General features: G+C 52.8%; 13 protein-coding genes, 2 tRNA genes and 1 other RNA gene. 8 read left to right on the top strand and 8 right to left on the bottom strand.

Translation table 11 applies throughout. The features are described 5' to 3' along the window. Nucleotides 1-338 precede the first annotated feature (338 nt). The 5 genes from CBW22_RS16340 to CBW22_RS16320 all read right to left on the bottom strand — a co-directional run bounded on the left by CBW22_RS16340 (nucleotide 339) and on the right by CBW22_RS16320 (nucleotide 2,225). Nucleotides 339-465, bottom strand: a non-coding RNA gene (locus CBW22_RS16340) — RtT sRNA. A gap of 40 nt (nucleotides 466-505) precedes the next feature. Next, nucleotides 506-590 (bottom strand) — tRNA-Tyr (locus CBW22_RS16335). A 44-nt stretch (nucleotides 591-634) separates the two neighbouring features. Beyond that, nucleotides 635-719: transfer RNA gene (locus CBW22_RS16330), tRNA-Tyr, on the bottom strand. A 144-nt stretch (nucleotides 720-863) separates the two neighbouring features. After that, nucleotides 864-1,712, bottom strand: a complete 849-nt coding sequence (purU, locus tag CBW22_RS16325) for a formyltetrahydrofolate deformylase (protein WP_088517199.1) — start codon at nucleotides 1,710-1,712, stop codon at nucleotides 864-866. A 57-nt stretch (nucleotides 1,713-1,769) separates the two neighbouring features. Then, complete coding sequence (locus tag CBW22_RS16320) at nucleotides 1,770-2,225, bottom strand: YchJ family protein (protein WP_088517197.1); 456 nt, start codon at nucleotides 2,223-2,225, stop codon at nucleotides 1,770-1,772. A 96-nt stretch (nucleotides 2,226-2,321) separates the two neighbouring features. On the opposite strand from CBW22_RS16320, the gene rssA reads away from it, so the two are divergent. The 5 genes from rssA (at nucleotide 2,322) to CBW22_RS16295 (ending at nucleotide 7,832) form a co-directional block, all read left to right on the top strand. Next, entirely contained in the window at nucleotides 2,322-3,227 is a 906-nt protein-coding gene (rssA, locus tag CBW22_RS16315; protein WP_021510074.1) for a patatin-like phospholipase RssA, read from the top strand. Between the two features lie 101 nt (nucleotides 3,228-3,328). Further along, nucleotides 3,329-4,345 (top strand): two-component system response regulator RssB, encoded by a 1,017-nt coding sequence (gene rssB, locus CBW22_RS16310; RefSeq protein WP_021510075.1) that lies wholly within the window; start codon nucleotides 3,329-3,331, stop codon nucleotides 4,343-4,345. 192 nt (nucleotides 4,346-4,537) lie between these two features. After that, nucleotides 4,538-5,446, top strand: coding sequence for a UTP--glucose-1-phosphate uridylyltransferase GalU (galU, locus tag CBW22_RS16305; protein ID WP_021510076.1), 909 nt, complete (start codon nucleotides 4,538-4,540; stop codon nucleotides 5,444-5,446). 23 nt (nucleotides 5,447-5,469) lie between these two features. Beyond that, on the top strand, nucleotides 5,470-6,810 hold the full coding sequence (locus tag CBW22_RS16300; protein ID WP_058757711.1) for a UDP-glucose dehydrogenase family protein: 1,341 nt from the start codon (nucleotides 5,470-5,472) through the stop codon (nucleotides 6,808-6,810). 14 nt (nucleotides 6,811-6,824) lie between these two features. After that, a complete protein-coding gene (locus CBW22_RS16295; protein ID WP_058757710.1) occupies nucleotides 6,825-7,832 on the top strand; it encodes an NAD-dependent epimerase in 1,008 nt (335 codons plus the stop codon). Between the two features lie 98 nt (nucleotides 7,833-7,930). Here the strand turns inward: CBW22_RS16295 and hns are convergent, their stop codons facing one another. Beyond that, the gene (gene hns / locus CBW22_RS16290) at nucleotides 7,931-8,338 is read right to left on the bottom strand and encodes a histone-like nucleoid-structuring protein H-NS (RefSeq protein ID WP_031280215.1); all 408 of its coding nucleotides are present in this window, start codon (nucleotides 8,336-8,338) and stop codon (nucleotides 7,931-7,933) included. 82 nt (nucleotides 8,339-8,420) lie between these two features. After that, entirely contained in the window at nucleotides 8,421-8,732 is a 312-nt protein-coding gene (locus CBW22_RS26115) for a hypothetical protein (protein WP_141097330.1), read from the bottom strand. 10 nt (nucleotides 8,733-8,742) lie between these two features. Here CBW22_RS26115 and tdk point away from each other — a divergent pair, with 10 nt between their 5' ends. Next, nucleotides 8,743-9,363: a thymidine kinase gene (gene tdk / locus CBW22_RS16285; protein WP_058757709.1), complete on the top strand. Its 621-nt coding sequence runs from the start codon at nucleotides 8,743-8,745 to the stop codon at nucleotides 9,361-9,363. A 54-nt stretch (nucleotides 9,364-9,417) separates the two neighbouring features. Here the strand turns inward: tdk and adhE are convergent, their stop codons facing one another. Beyond that, nucleotides 9,418-12,096, bottom strand: coding sequence for a bifunctional acetaldehyde-CoA/alcohol dehydrogenase (adhE, locus tag CBW22_RS16280; protein ID WP_088517196.1), 2,679 nt, complete (start codon nucleotides 12,094-12,096; stop codon nucleotides 9,418-9,420). Between the two features lie 443 nt (nucleotides 12,097-12,539). Here adhE and CBW22_RS16275 point away from each other — a divergent pair, with 443 nt between their 5' ends. Continuing rightward, nucleotides 12,540-13,187 carry a YchE family NAAT transporter gene (locus CBW22_RS16275; protein WP_031280216.1) on the top strand — a complete coding sequence of 216 codons (648 nt, stop codon included), beginning with the start codon at nucleotides 12,540-12,542 and terminating at the stop codon, nucleotides 13,185-13,187. A gap of 571 nt (nucleotides 13,188-13,758) precedes the next feature. Next, nucleotides 13,759-15,393, top strand: a complete 1,635-nt coding sequence (locus tag CBW22_RS16270; RefSeq protein WP_088517195.1) for an ABC transporter substrate-binding protein — start codon at nucleotides 13,759-13,761, stop codon at nucleotides 15,391-15,393. The last annotated feature ends 20 nt before the right edge of the window (nucleotides 15,394-15,413 follow it).

Below are 15,413 nucleotides of genomic sequence, written 5' to 3'. Positions count from 1 at the left end.
ACAGGCTCATCCTTGCGTATTATGACCGGGCAGAAAAGCGTATTATCCGAATCGACTGACCACAAAAAGTGTTACCTGTGTGCCCGGTCTGATCTGTTACCCATGTGCCCGGTCGTACCTTAATGCGCACCCTACAATCCGGGTGACAACTGGGACGATGAGAATATAAACCGGTCACATGGGTAACATTTCAGGCCGTACCACTTCAGGGGTGGCATGTGGGTACAAACCGGTCACATGGGTAACACTTGAGTCCGTATCACTGTAGGGGCGCCATTGATGGCGACCAGGCATTGCCTGAATTCATATGACAACTGGAGGAGATGTGCAGCATAAAATGGTGGCGGGAGAAGGATTATTCGCCGCAAGCGGCTCACCCTGCGGGCCGCGCTGCGCGCGTTGTCTCACTGCGTTCGACCCGAACCTTCGGTCGAAGCTTCTCATCCTTCTCCAGGTGTTATTAACTGGCTTTATTGACTGGCTGGAAGAGGACTGCAACATGAAATGGTGGCGGGAGAAGGATTCGAACCTTCGAAGTCGATGACGGCAGATTTACAGTCTGCTCCCTTTGGCCGCTCGGGAATCCCGCCAGGGATATGAAGCTCAGAAGATTCAGGCACAGAATGGATTCAGATGGTGGCGGGAGAAGGATTCGAACCTTCGAAGTCGATGACGGCAGATTTACAGTCTGCTCCCTTTGGCCGCTCGGGAATCCCGCCACTGGCCTGAATCTTTATGCCTGAAAGCGGGGCGCATCATACCAAATGCGTTCAGTCTGTAAAGCGCCCGCAGTAAAAAACTCAATCGTTTGCCCACTTTTTACGCGTGGCGCTGAAGAGTTGCGCAAATCAGCGCCGCAGTGGTTAAAGAATGATCGTGCGGTTGCCGTAAACAAACACGCGCTGGCCCAGCACTTTATACAGCGCGCGGCTTAGTACATTCTTTTCCACGTCGCGTCCGGCACGCATCATCTCTTCAGCGGTATAGCTGTGATCGACGTTAATCACGTCCTGCATGATGATCGGGCCTTCATCCAGGTTGTCGTTCACGTAGTGCGCTGTGGCACCGATGATCTTCACGCCGCGCTCATAGGCCTGATGATAAGGGCGTGCGCCAATGAAAGCGGGCAGGAACGAGTGGTGAATATTGATGATCTGGTTGGGATAACGCTGTACAAACGCCGGCGTCAGCACGCGCATGTATTTCGCCAGTACCACGTAATCCGGCTGATAGCGATCGATCTCATCCGCCATGCGGTTATCGTGCTCTTCGCGCGTCAGGCCTTCATGGCTGACCAGCACGAACGGGATGTCAAAACGCTCGACCAGTGAACGCAGCGTTTCATGGTTACCAATGACGGCGGCGATTTCCATGTCCAGACCACCAAAGGCGCTCTTCATCAGCAGATCGCCCAGGCAATGCGCCTCTTTGGTGACCAGAATCACCACTCGGCGACGTCCGGCGCTGTGCAGCTCACGTACCGAACCGCTCGGCAGCGCGCTGTCGAGGTCAGCCAGCAGCGTGTTGTCGTTGAAAATGCCTTCCAGCTCTGTGCGCATGAAAAAGCGCCCGGTACGGTGATCGACGAACTCATTGTTCTGCACAATGTTCAGTTCGTGCTTGTAGCAAATGTTGGTGATCTTGGCGATCAGACCTTTGGCATCGGGGCAAATGGTCCGTAAAACTTTTCGTTGCATGGTTTGCGCTTGCATCTCGATCAGAGTCCTGTCAAAGCGATGAATGGTGAAGCTGTTGGGCATCTGTCCAGATTAGCCACAACATTTTTTGTATTTTTTATCGGAGCCACAAGGACAGCGATCGTTACGCCCTAACTCCGGCGTTGTTCCGTCGACATAGTACCAGCGTTGATCCTCGCGAAGAAAGCGTGAACATTCATACAGGCTGCCGGCACGGCCTTTTTCGAGATAACGCGCAAAAAAAGTCACGAAGGCTTCATTCTCATGGCTTCCGTGATTACAACGGGTTACATTCAGGCCAAGCCATTCTGTGGTGGCGAAACTTTCGGATAATAGCGTCTCCAGTCCGGCCACGCGCTGGCTGGGATGCCAGGTTTCTACCAGCCAGGCGGCGTTTTGCTTAACGTAAGCGCTGTAACGCGAGCGCATTAACTGTTCAGCGCGCTGTGGCGTTTGTTGCCCGTTCAGAAAGGGCTGACAACATAGGCTATACTGCTCTCCGCTGCAGCAGGGGCACTTTTCGGACACATCATCTCCTGAGAGTGATTAAAGTTAATGAAAGTGTGCGCTATGTTAGCCGACTGGCCAGCGTGAAGCTACGCATCAGGTTGATCACGAGGTGAGATGAGAAAAGTCAGGATTGGGCTGGCCCTGGGATCGGGCGCTGCCAAAGGCTGGGCGCATATCGGTGTCATTAACGCGCTGGAGCGCGCCGGTATTGAGGTGGATGTCGTCGCCGGCTGTTCCGTCGGCGCACTGGTGGGTTCTGCCTACGTCAACGGTCGTCTGGCGTTGATGGAGAAATGGGTCAGCGCATTTCGCTACTGGGATGTTATCCGTCTGATGGATCTCTCATGGCAGCGTGGCGGCCTGCTGCGCGGCGACCGGGTGTTTAGCCATATCCGTCAGCTGATCCCCAACGAGCTCATCGAAGACGCGGACAAGCGCTTTGGCGTGGTGGCAACCAACCTCAGCACCGGACGCGAGCTGTGGCTGACCGAAGGTGATTTGCACCAGGCGGTGCGTGCATCGTGTAGTATGCCAGGCTTATTGCCTCCGGTTGGCTACAATGGTTATTGGCTGGTGGATGGTGCGGTGGTCAATCCGGTGCCGATTTCGCTGACTCGCGCGCTGGGCGCTGACATTGTGATTGCCGTTGACCTGCAACATGATGCGCACCTGATGCAGCAGGATCTGCTGTCGGTCACGCCGCAGAGCGGTGAAGAGGCGGCAGCGGCAGAAGCACTGAGCTGGGGCAAAAAACTGCGCCAGCGTCTGATGGGGTTGACCCATCGGCGCGCCAGCCAGTCTCCAGGCGCGATGGAAATTATGTCAACGTCAATCCAGGTATTGGAAAATCGCCTGAAACGTAACCGTATGGCAGGCGATCCGCCGGATGTGCTGATTCAGCCTTTTTGTCCGCAGATTTCAACGCTGGACTTTCATCGGGCTGAAGAGGCCATTGCGGCAGGCAAGGCCGCCGTGGAGAAAAAAATGGATGAACTATTACCGCTGGTCCGTAGCAGATAATCAGTTGTTCATTCACGGGGGTTGTGACTTCAGCCAATTCTGAAAGGCGCAACGGCGTTTTATGAACCACTATTGAAATATCTGGTACGCAGGGGGAGAGAATGGAAAAACCGCTAATCGGCAAAAAGATACTCATTGTCGAAGATGAGGTCGTTTTCCGTTCATTGCTGGACACATTGTTAACTGGCCTTGGAGCCAGCACGTTCGAAGCGGGCGACGGACTCGACGGCCTGAATTTACTCGCCGCGCAGTCGGTGGACCTGGTCATTTGCGATCTGGAAATGCCGCGCATGGGCGGTATTGAGTTTGTCGAGCGAATTCGTACACGCGGTAATAGCGTGCCTATCCTGATCATCTCCGCCACGCAGAACATGGCCGATATTGCCCACGTGCTGCGCCTTGGCGTACAGGACGTGCTGCTCAAGCCGCTAAAAAACCTGGAACGTTTCCGTGAAGCGGTGTTTGAGTGCCTCTATCCTTCGATGTTCACCTCGAAAGTGGAAGAAGATGAACAGCTGTTTCAGGACTGGGATGCCCTGGTCCGCGATCCGCTCGCTGCCGCCAAGCTGCTCAAACAGCTGCAACCGCCAGTCCAGCAAACCATCGCCAGCTGCCGCATAAACTACCGTCAACTCACCATGGCGGAACAGCCGGGGCTGGTGCTGGATATTGCCGCGCTGTCGGACAAAGATCTGGCGTTTTATTGCCTGGACGTAACGCGTGCCGGCGACAACGGCGTGCTGGCTGCATTATTGCTCAGAGCACTGTTCAACGGTTTATTGCAGGAGCAACTGTCCGGGCAAAAGCAGCGTCTGCCGGAACTCAATGGTCTGCTGCGCCAGGTGAATATGCTGTTGCGTCAGGCCAACCTGAACGGTCAGTTCCCGCTGCTGGTGGGCTACTACCATCGTCAGTTGAAAAATCTGATTCTGGTTTCAGCCGGTCTGAATGCCACGCTGCATATCAATACTCAGCAAATCCAGCTCAGTAACGGCGTGCCGCTTGGCACTATGGGCAGCACCCATCTTAATCAAATCAGCCAGCGCGCCGATGCCTGGCAATGTCACGTCTGGGGAGCCGGCGGTCGGCTTCGCCTGATGTTATCGTCCGAAGAATAGCCACTCAGATTTATATTTTCCGCGGGTTAAAGACAGGGCCAAAGCTTAGCTTTACACTTGGGTAATAGTCTTAAATTCCGCGGATTAACTCCATCCAGGATAAATCCGTCTGACACTAACTGATATACTCATTTCGTTTTTAAACCGACATATCAAGTATTAACTTGAACGGCCTATTAAGAGAGGTATTTGATGTCTGCCTATAAGTCTAAAGTAAAAAAAGCGGTAATCCCGGTTGCAGGTCTGGGTACGCGTATGCTGCCTGCCACCAAAGCTATTCCAAAAGAGATGTTACCGCTGGTCGATAAGCCGTTGATCCAGTATGTCGTGAACGAGTGTATTGCTGCGGGTATTAATGAGATCGTGCTGGTTACGCACTCCTCTAAAAACTCCATCGAAAACCATTTTGATACCAGTTTCGAACTGGAAGCGATGCTGGAAAAACGCGTGAAGCGTCAGCTGCTGGATGAAATCCAGTCCATCTGCCCGCCACACGTTACTATCATGCAGGTACGTCAGGGTATCGCCAAGGGCCTCGGTCACGCCGTGATGTGTGCTCATCCGCTGGTCGGTGATGAGCCAGTCGCGGTGATTCTGCCAGACGTGATTATTGATGAGTACGAATCTAACCCAACCAAAGATAACCTGGCAGAAATGCTGACGCGCTTTGAAGAGAGCGGTCGCAGCCAGATCATGGTTGAGCCAGTTGCCGATGTCACCGCTTACGGCGTGGTTGACTGCCAGGGCGCAGAGCTGGCACCGGGCCAGAGCGCACCGATGGTGGGCGTGGTTGAGAAGCCAAAAGCCTCGGAAGCGCCATCTAACCTGGCGGTAGTCGGTCGTTACGTGCTGTCTGCGGACATCTGGCCTCTGCTGGCGAAAACCCCTCCGGGTGCCGGCGGCGAAGTGCAGCTGACCGACTCCATCGCCATGCTGATGGAAAAAGAGACCGTAGAAGCTTACCACCTGACCGGCGTGAGCCACGACTGCGGTAATAAACTGGGTTATATGCAAGCTTTTGTTGAGTATGGCGTGCGTCATCCGGTGCTGGGCAAAGATTTCGCTCAGTGGCTCGACGGCGTTGCAGGCAACAAAAAGTAATTCATTAAGCACAGGATAATTCAATGAAAGTCACTGTATTTGGTATCGGCTATGTCGGTCTGGTTCAGGCTGCGGTGTTGGCCGAAGTCGGACATGACGTTCTCTGTATTGATGTCGACGAAAAGAAAGTCGAAAGCCTGAAAAAGGGCATCATCCCAATTTTTGAACCGGGCCTGACGCCGCTGGTTATGTCTAACTATGAAGCGGGGCGTCTGAAATTCAGCACCAACGCAGAAGAGGGCGTAAACCATGGCGTAATGCAGTTTATTGCTGTGGGCACGCCGCCGGATGAGGATGGCTCTGCCGACCTGAAATATGTGACTGCGGTTGCGCGTACTATCGCGCAGCACATGAACGATCACAAAGTCGTCATCGACAAATCTACCGTACCGGTAGGCACCGCTGACCGCGTGCGCGCGGTGATGAGCGAAACGCTGAAGCAGCGTGATGCCAATATCGCGTTCGATGTGGTCTCCAACCCGGAGTTCCTGAAAGAGGGCGCCGCAGTTAACGATTGCATGCGTCCGGAACGTATCGTGGTGGGCACCGACAATGATGAGGTGGTCGAACTGCTGCGTGAACTGTACGAGCCGTTTAACCGTAATCACGACCGCATGATTCTGATGGATATCCGCAGTGCAGAGCTGACCAAATATGCAGCTAACTGCATGCTGGCAACCAAAATCAGCTTCATGAACGAGATTTCCAACCTTGCGGAACGCCTGGGTGCTGACGTGGAAAAAGTACGTCAGGGCATCGGTTCTGATTCACGCATCGGTTATCACTTTATTTATCCGGGCTGTGGTTACGGCGGTTCCTGCTTCCCGAAAGACGTGCAGGCGCTGATTCGCACTGCAGAGTCAATCGGCTACACCCCGCGCCTGCTGCAGGCGGTAGAAGACGTCAACGATTCGCAGAAGAACAAGCTGCCGACGTTTATTAAACGTCACTTTGGCGACGATCTGCGTGGCAAGACGTTTGCGCTGTGGGGTCTGGCGTTCAAACCGAACACCGACGACATGCGTGAAGCCTCAAGCCGCGTGCTGATGGAAGCACTGTGGCAGGCGGGCGCAACGGTGCAGGCGTTTGATCCGGAAGCGATGGAAGAAGCTCAGCGCATCTACGGTCATCGTGACGATCTGAAGCTGTGCGGCACTAAAGAAGCTGCGCTGCAGGGCGCCGATGGTCTGGTGATCTGCACCGAGTGGCAGAACTTCCGTGCTCCGGATTTCGACGTGATTAAATCCTCGTTAAAACAACCCGTGATTTTTGATGGTCGTAACCTGTATGATCCGGAGCGTATCAGCAAACGCGGTTTTGTTTATTATGCAATCGGCCGCGGAGCGTCTATTCAAATTGTGTAATAAATGAGGGATGTATGAATTTTCTGGTCACCGGCGCGGCAGGATTTATTGGTTTTCACGTTAGTCAGCGTTTGCTGGCTGCCGGTCACCAGGTTGTTGGTATCGATAACCTGAATGATTACTACGATGTCAGCCTGAAACAGGCGCGCCTCGACCAGATTACCGCACATCCCGCGTTTACTTTTCTTAAAATGGACCTGGCAGATCGCCAGGCCATTTCTTCCCTGTTTGAACAGCATGCTTTTGCGCGTGTGATCCATTTAGGTGCACAGGCGGGTGTTCGCTATTCCATCGAGAATCCGCACGCCTACGCTGATGCCAACCTGATTGGTCACTTAAATATTCTGGAAGGTTGCCGTCATCATAAGATTGGCCACCTGCTGTATGCTTCATCGAGTTCGGTTTATGGCCTGAACCGTAAAATGCCGTTCTCCACGGATGATTCGGTTGATCATCCGGTATCACTTTATGCTGCGACGAAAAAAGCCAACGAATTAATGTCGCATACCTATTCACACCTTTACCAATTACCCACCACCGGATTGCGCTTCTTTACCGTTTATGGTCCGTGGGGCCGTCCGGATATGGCGCTGTTTAAGTTCACCCGCGCGATGCTGGCCGGTGACGCGATTGATGTGTATAACCGCGGCCAGATGACACGTGACTTCACCTATATTGATGATATTGCCGAAGCGATTGTGCGTTTGCAGGACGTGATTCCGCAGGCAGATGAAAACTGGACGGTGGAAAACGGCTCGCCTGCCACCAGTTCGGCGCCTTATCGCGTATACAATATTGGCAATAGTCAGCCTACCAGCCTGATGACTTACATAGAGTCGCTGGAAAAAGCGCTGGGGATTGAGGCGAAGAAAAATATGCTGCCGATGCAGCCCGGCGATGTATTAGGCACCAGTGCAGACACGCAGCCGCTGTATGACGCGATAAATTTCCGCCCGCAGACCAGCGTAGAGCAGGGCGTGCAGCGTTTTGTTGACTGGTACCGCGACTTCTATCAGCAATAAGTCGCGATAAAAAAAGGAAGCCAGCGGCTTCCTTTTTTCTTACCCGGTGTAAAACAGAGCACAGCGCCAGGGCTGGCATGCTGCGAAGCACTGGTTCCTTACAGCAGGAAATCGTCCAGTTGTTTACCTTGTTCTTCAATCGCTTTTTTAATCACGGCTGGCGTACGTCCCTGGCCGGTCCAGGTACGGTTCTCACCGTTTTCGTCGACGTAACCATACTTCGCCGGACGTGCCGCGCGTTTGGCTTTACCTGGCGCTTTGGTTTCCGCTAATGCCTGCAGCAGTTCGTTTGGATCAATACCGTCTGCCATCAGCATTTCACGATATTGTTCCAGCTTACGGCTGCGCTCGGCATTTTCCGCCTGGGCAAGAGATTCTTCTTCACGACGTTCATTCACCACAACCTCAAGTTTTTCCAGCATCTCTTCCAGTGTTTCCAGAGAGCATTCCCGAGCCTGCGCGCGCAATGTACGGATATTATTAAGAATTTTAAGTGCTTCGCTCATTGTCCTAATCTCAAAATATAATAAATGGAGTTGTTCTGCCGCCTCATAATAGTGGCGGTGAAAAATAACTGCAATAGCCAGATTAAAAAGCAAAACGTAAAGTTAATGTTGTTAAGCTTTTTAAGGCGCTATTTATTATTCTTTTTATAGATTTGATAGCACAGGTTTTGCAGGGATAAATACCGCTGTGCCCCTTTCGCCCGGGCATCAGCGCTAATAATGCTGAATAAAATTGCTGCATGATCACGGCTTTGACATAACGTGCGAAATGTTGATAACGATGCTGCTGATCTATGACGATGGCGTTAATTTGAGCAGTTGATAAAAATAATGCATCGCAACAGTGCAGCAGCTTTATGATAGACTCACGCGCAACAGTTTCATGCAGTGACAAGAGACATTTTATGGCGCAACTCTATTTTTATTACTCAGCGATGAACGCGGGAAAATCCACCGCACTGCTGCAGTCTTCCTACAATTACCATGAGCGCGGCATGCGTACGCTGGTGTATACCGCGGAAATTGACGACCGTTTCGGCGCCGGAAAAGTCAGCTCGCGTATTGGTCTTTCGTCTCCGGCTTTTTTATATAACGCGCAGACCAACCTGGAAAGTGAAATAGCGGAACAGCACGCGAAGCAAACGGTTCACTGTGTACTGGTGGATGAGAGCCAGTTTCTGACGCGGGAGCAGGTGAAAGCCCTGTCGGACGTGGTAGATAATCTGGATATTCCGGTGCTGTGTTATGGTCTGCGTACCGACTTTCGCGGTGAGTTATTTACCGGCAGTCAGTATTTATTGGCCTGGGCCGATAAGCTGGTGGAATTGAAAACCGTGTGTCACTGTGGACGCAAAGCCAGCATGGTATTACGGCTGGATGCGCAGGGTAAACCGTTCAGCGAAGGGGAGCAGGTGGTGATCGGTGGTAATGAGCGCTATATCTCTGTGTGCCGCAAGCACTATAAACAGGCGATTAATGACGGCTCGCTAAACGCCATTTACGGTTCACAACTGCCTCACGCCTGAATAGCCGCAGCATAAAAAAAACCCGCCGCAGCGGGTTTTTTTGTATCAGGCCAGTCAGGCCTTTTTGGTTTTCTTCTCACTCTTTACGGCTTTAGCTTCACCCTCAGCGGCAACACTGTTATCTGCTTCTGAGAACTCACGGCCATAGAAGGTATCCAGCATGATTTGTTTCAGTTCAGCAATCAGCGGATAGCGTGGGTTAGCGCCGGTACACTGGTCATCGAACGCATCATCCGCCAGCTTGTCGACTTTCGCCAGGAAGTCAGCTTCCTGCACGCCCGCTTCGCGGATAGAAGTTGGGATGCCCAGCTGAGTTTTCATCTCTTCCAGCCATGCCAGCAGTTTTTCAATTTTCTGCGCGGTACGGTCACCGGCAGCGCTCAGACCGAGATGGTCAGCAATCTCAGCATAGCGGCGGCGTGCCTGCGGACGGTCGTACTGGCTGAAGGCAGTCTGCTTGGTTGGATTGTCATTCGCGTTGTAGCGAATCACGTTACAAATCAGCAGGGCGTTGGCCAGACCGTGTGGAATGTGGAACTCAGAGCCCAGTTTATGCGCCATGGAGTGACACACGCCGAGGAAGGCGTTGGCGAAAGCGATACCGGCAATGGTCGCCGCATTATGAACACGCTCACGCGCCACAGGATTTTTCGCGCCGTCGCGGTAGCTGGCAGGTAAATTCTCTTTCAGCAGCTTCAGTGCCTGCAGCGCCTGACCATCGGAGTATTCGTTGGCCAGTACCGATACGTAGGCTTCCAGCGCATGAGTGACAGCATCCAGACCCCCAAAGGCGCACAGCGAACGCGGCATCTCCATCACCAGGTTGGCATCGACAATCGCCATATCCGGCGTCAGGGCATAGTCTGCCAGCGGATATTTCTGGCCGGTGGCATCGTCAGTCACTACCGCAAACGGGGTAACTTCTGAACCGGTACCGGAAGTGGTGGTGATGGCCACCATGCGCGCTTTGACACCCATTTTCGGGAACTTGTAGATACGTTTACGGATGTCCATAAAGCGCAGCGCCAGTTCTTCAAAGTGGGTTTCCGGATGCTCGTACATCACCCACATAATCTTGGCCGCATCCATCGGTGAACCCCCGCCCAGGGCGATGATTACGTCAGGTTTGAAGCTGTTCATCTGCTCGGCACCTTTACGCACGATGCTCAGCGTTGGGTCTGCTTCTACTTCAAAGAACACTTCGGTCTCAATACCGTGTGATTTCAGCACGCGGGTGACTTGGTCAGCATAACCGTTGTTGAACAGGAAGCGGTCGGTGACGATAAAGGCGCGTTTTGCACCGTCTGTCGCCACTTCTTCCAGCGCAATTGGCAGAGAACCGCGGCGGAAGTAGATAGACTTCGGAAGTTTATGCCACAACATATTTTCAGCTCGCTTGGCCACGGTTTTCTTGTTGATCAGGTGTTTTGGACCCACGTTTTCAGAGATAGAGTTACCACCCCATGAACCGCAGCCCAGCGTGAGTGAAGGGGCCAGCTTGAAGTTATACAGGTCACCGATCCCGCCCTGTGAAGCCGGGGTGTTGATCAGGATGCGCGCGGTTTTCATTTTGTCGCCAAAGAAGTTTACGCGCTCGCGCTGGTTGTCCTGGTCGGTATAAAGACAGGAGGTGTGGCCGATACCGCCCATTGCCACCAGTTTTTCTGCTTTATCCACCGCATCGTAATAGTCTTTCGCGCGGTACATGGCCAGCGTAGGCGAGAGCTTCTCATGGGCGAATGGCTCAGACTCATCCACCAGTTTCACTTCACCAATCAGAATTTTGGTGCTCACCGGCACGCTAATCCCTGCCAGTTCAGCAATTTTGTAAGCCGGCTGACCGACAATCGCTGCGTTCAGCGCGCCATTTTTAAGGATGATATCCTGCACCGCTTTCAGCTCTTTGCCCTGCAGCAGGTAGCCGCCGTGGCTGGCGAAGCGCTCACGCACGGCATCATAGACAGAATCCACGACAATCACTGACTGTTCAGACGCGCAAATCACGCCGTTGTCGAAGGTTTTTGACATCAGGATCGAGGCAACCGCGCGTTTGATATCGGCCGTTTCGTCAATCACCACCGGAGTGTTACCCGCGCCCACACCAATCGCTGGTTTGCCGGAGCTGTAAGCCGCTTTCACCATGCCCGGACCACCGGTGGCGAGAATCAGGTTGATATCCGGGTGATGCATCAACTGGTTAGAGAGCTCAACCGATGGCGCATCAATCCAGCCAATAATGTCTTTTGGCGCGCCGGCCGCGATAGCAGCCTGCAGTACGATATCTGCCGCGTTGTTGGTGGCATCTTTGGCACGTGGATGAGGAGAGAAGATGATACCGTTACGGGTTTTCAGGCTAATCAGGGCCTTGAAGATGGCGGTAGAGGTCGGGTTGGTGGTGGGCACGATGCCACAAATCAGGCCAATCGGCTCAGCGATGGTGATGGTGCCAAAGGTATCATCGGTATCCAGCACGCCACAGGTTTTTTCGTCTTTGTAAGCGTTATAGATATATTCGGAAGCGAAGTGGTTTTTGATGACTTTATCTTCAACGATACCCATGCCGGATTCGGCAACGGCCATTTTGGCGAGAGGGATACGGGCATCGGCAGCGGCGAGGGCGGCCGCACGGAAAATGGTATCAACTTGTTCCTGACTAAAATTGGCGTATTCGCGCTGTGCCTTTTTAACACGTTCTACCAGTGCGTTAAGCTCGGCAACATTAGTAACGGCCATAATACTCTCCTAAGGAAGTTAAACTTTTTTAGTAAACAAGCCTGAATCCAGAAGTATAGTCTCGTTACGCTTATGGATAGCTAAGGATGGCGATGCCCGTGCCGTTGCTTACTAAAAAGGTTTTTCCGCCAGGATGACCTGTGTCACAGGGTTGAGTTCCGATGGGCTAAGATTACCCCTGATGGGGTAGGCAATTTATGATGCAGATCAATTTAACTATCAGCTGACACCTTTCAGCGCTCACTTTTGCAAGTAAAGTTAGCGTCGACGGCTACAGAAGCGGATCTGACCGGCTGCAGGCCGATAACATCGTGCTAACAGTAGCGGAATAAACTGGGATAGTGCTTTAAGTGCAGCATTTATTTCTGCGTTAGCCTCTGGTGTTTCGCCAGGCTTTTGCACTACATTAAGCGCGATTTTTTCGCCATCATCTGGAGCCCACCGTGACCCCTGCGCTACTCGATCTTTCTGGCTACATTAAATTTTTTGTGGGTTTGTTCGCGCTAGTTAACCCGGTCGGCATTATTCCGGTATTTATCAGCATGACCAGCTACCAGGCGGTGGCGGAGCGCAATAAAACTAACCTGACCGCGAACCTGGCGGTGGCGATTATCCTCTGGACCTCGCTATTCCTTGGCGACGGTATCCTGCATCTGTTTGGTATCTCGATTGACTCTTTCCGCATCGCCGGTGGCATTCTGGTGGTCACCATCGCCATGTCGATGATCAGCGGCAAGCTGGGTGAAGACAAACAGAACAAGCAGGAGAAGTCAGAAACGGCGATTCGTGAAAGCATCGGCGTGGTGCCGCTGGCGCTGCCGCTGATGGCAGGGCCGGGCGCGATCAGCTCGACCATTGTCTGGAGCTCGCGTTATCACAGCTGGCCAAATCTGCTGGGCTTTACCCTGGCGATTGCGATATTTGCCTTCTGCTGCTGGTTATTGTTCCGGGCCGCACCGCTGATGGTGCGCGTATTGGGACAAACCGGTATCAACGTCATTACGCGTATCATGGGGCTGCTGCTCATGGCGCTGGGCATTGAATTTGTCGTGACCGGAATGAAAGCCCTGTTTCCAGGATTACTGAATTAACGGCGGTTATTTTTTATCGCTAAGCGCTTTATGAACCAGAATGGTGCAATTAAACGAAATATTGCACCATTATAGTGATTTTATTTGTCGCGCTTAATATCGGCTTAACCTCATCAGTTTTACTACTGGTGTTATCCCGCATATACCCTGAGCCGCAAAATACTGTGATAATCGTCACGGTATATCCCACTACTCTGCAAATAATCTGCAGTATCATTCTACAGCTTGCGCTGTAAATCCGAATAAATATCCGGGCTTCAGCATTAAAAGCAGCAATATTCGTAAATATTATAAAGTTAGTTGATTAACGAATAATTAACGTGCAAATAAGGCTGAAATTCATTATTTATCAGTGGGTTAATCGATAATTCTGCTCAAGAATTAACACTTTTCCTGTGCGCGGCAACGTGATAAAAGAGAATCAGCTAACATTTTTGTGGTTTAGCTTTGGCGTGCGGGCAACGCTTCTGATAATTTTCGGCTCACCGCAAAATTTTTTATCTGCTAGCAACAAATGTGTACGCTTCTTGCTTACTGCTATCAGGTTTATGTTGAAGGTTGATATTGGTTGATGAAAAGCATGGTAGCGAAAACGGCAGCGCGCACGTTTCTGGCGCTTTGCCTCTCCAGTGCGCTGGCGCAAAGTCAGGCCGCTGAGATCCCAGCCGGGACGTCATTGGCGGATACGCAACGCATCGTTATTAACAATGGCAGCGAAGTGTCCTCGCTTGATCCACAAAAAGTCGAGGGCGTGCCGGAATCCAATGTGATTCGCAATCTGCTGGAAGGACTGGTTGAGACCGACAACAACGGTCAACTGGTGCCCGGCGTGGCGCAGCAGTGGCAAAATCAGCAGGGCCGCATCTGGACATTCACGCTGCGTAAAGATGCCCGCTGGAGCAATGGTGAGCCGGTCACCGCGCAGGATTTTGTCTACAGCTGGCAGCGTCTGGCCGATCCCCGCACCGCCTCGCCGTACGCCAGCTATTTGCAGGCTGTGCACATCAGCAACATTGATGCCATCCTCGCCGGTAAAGCGGCGCCTTCCCAGCTGGGCGTGAAAGCGCTGGACGACCATCATTTGCAGGTTACGCTCTCTGAACCGGTACCGTATTTTGTTGATATGCTGGCTCATACTTCGATGAAACCGGTTTATCGTCCGGCGGTAGAGCAGTGGGGCGATGCCTGGACACAGCCGCAGCACTACGTGGGTAATGGCGCTTACACGCTGGCGGACTGGGTGGTGAATGAGCAGATCGTGGTGAAGCGTAATCCGCACTACTGGGACAATGCCCATACCACGCTGGAGGAAGGCGTGTTTCTGGCGCTCACCTCTGAGAATAGCGATATAAACCGCTATCGCAGTGGCGGCACCGACATGACCAACAGCGTGGTGCCGCCCGATATGTTCAAAAAGCTGCAGCAGGCGCTGGGAGACGAAGTAAAAGTCAGCCCGCTGCTGTGCACCTTCTATTACGAAATCAATAACAAGAAAGCGCCGTTTGACGACGTCCGCGTACGCAGCGCGCTGAAGTTAACGCTCGACCGCGACATCATCGCACAGAAAATTATGGGGCAGGGACAGATCCCGGCCTACGGCCTGACGCCGCCCTTTATTCACGGTATTGCTCTCAATACGCCAGCGTGGGCGCAGCAGACGCAGGCGCAACGTAACGCGGCAGCGAAGCAGCTGCTGGCGGAAGCTGGCTTCAATGCCCAGCATCCGCTGCGTTTTACTCTGCTGTATAACACCTCAGAACAGAACAAGCGTCAGGCGATTGCGGCTGCCTCGATGTGGCAAAAGAATCTCGGTGCGCAGGTCACGCTGCAAAATCAGGAGTGGAAAACGCTACTGGAGACCCGTCATCAGGCACAGTTTGATGTGGTGCGCGCCACCTGGTGTGCGGATTACAACGAGCCATCCAGCTTCCTCAATCTGCTGCTGAGTGGCTCCTCCATCAACACCGCGTTTTATCACAGCGCCGCATTTGATGCGCTGATGGCGCAAACGCTCAACACCGCTGATGACGCGCAGCGCGCGCAGCTCTATCAGCAGGCGGAACAACAGCTGGATCAGGATTCACCGATCATCCCGGTCTACTACCGCGTTAGCGTGCGGCTGGTGAAGCCGTGGGTGGGCGGTTTCAGCGGCAAAGATCCGCAGGATATGCTGGCGCTGAAATACTATTACATAAAGAAACATTGAGTAATGTGACCATCCGGCGC

It is taken from the genome of Pantoea sp. VS1 (assembly GCF_002207995.1).
Classification (GTDB): Bacteria; Pseudomonadota; Gammaproteobacteria; order Enterobacterales; family Enterobacteriaceae; genus Pantoea; species Pantoea dispersa.
The sequence above is the reverse complement of the archived record's forward strand: the minus strand, read 5'-3'. Positions and strand labels throughout refer to the sequence as shown.

Coding starts and splice junctions, on each gene's coding strand:
- CBW22_RS16300 (WP_058757711.1), top strand. CDS start 5,470: ATGAAAGTCACTGTATTTGGTATCGGCTATGTCGGTCTGGTTCAGGCT.
- hns (WP_031280215.1), bottom strand. CDS start 8,338: ATGAGCGAAGCACTTAAAATTCTTAATAATATCCGTACATTGCGCGCG.
- galU (WP_021510076.1), top strand. CDS start 4,538: ATGTCTGCCTATAAGTCTAAAGTAAAAAAAGCGGTAATCCCGGTTGCA.
- tdk (WP_058757709.1), top strand. CDS start 8,743: ATGGCGCAACTCTATTTTTATTACTCAGCGATGAACGCGGGAAAATCC.
- CBW22_RS16270 (WP_088517195.1), top strand. CDS start 13,759: ATGAAAAGCATGGTAGCGAAAACGGCAGCGCGCACGTTTCTGGCGCTT.
- purU (WP_088517199.1), bottom strand. CDS start 1,712: ATGCAAGCGCAAACCATGCAACGAAAAGTTTTACGGACCATTTGCCCC.
- rssB (WP_021510075.1), top strand. CDS start 3,329: ATGGAAAAACCGCTAATCGGCAAAAAGATACTCATTGTCGAAGATGAG.
- adhE (WP_088517196.1), bottom strand. CDS start 12,096: ATGGCCGTTACTAATGTTGCCGAGCTTAACGCACTGGTAGAACGTGTT.
- rssA (WP_021510074.1), top strand. CDS start 2,322: ATGAGAAAAGTCAGGATTGGGCTGGCCCTGGGATCGGGCGCTGCCAAA.
- CBW22_RS16295 (WP_058757710.1), top strand. CDS start 6,825: ATGAATTTTCTGGTCACCGGCGCGGCAGGATTTATTGGTTTTCACGTT.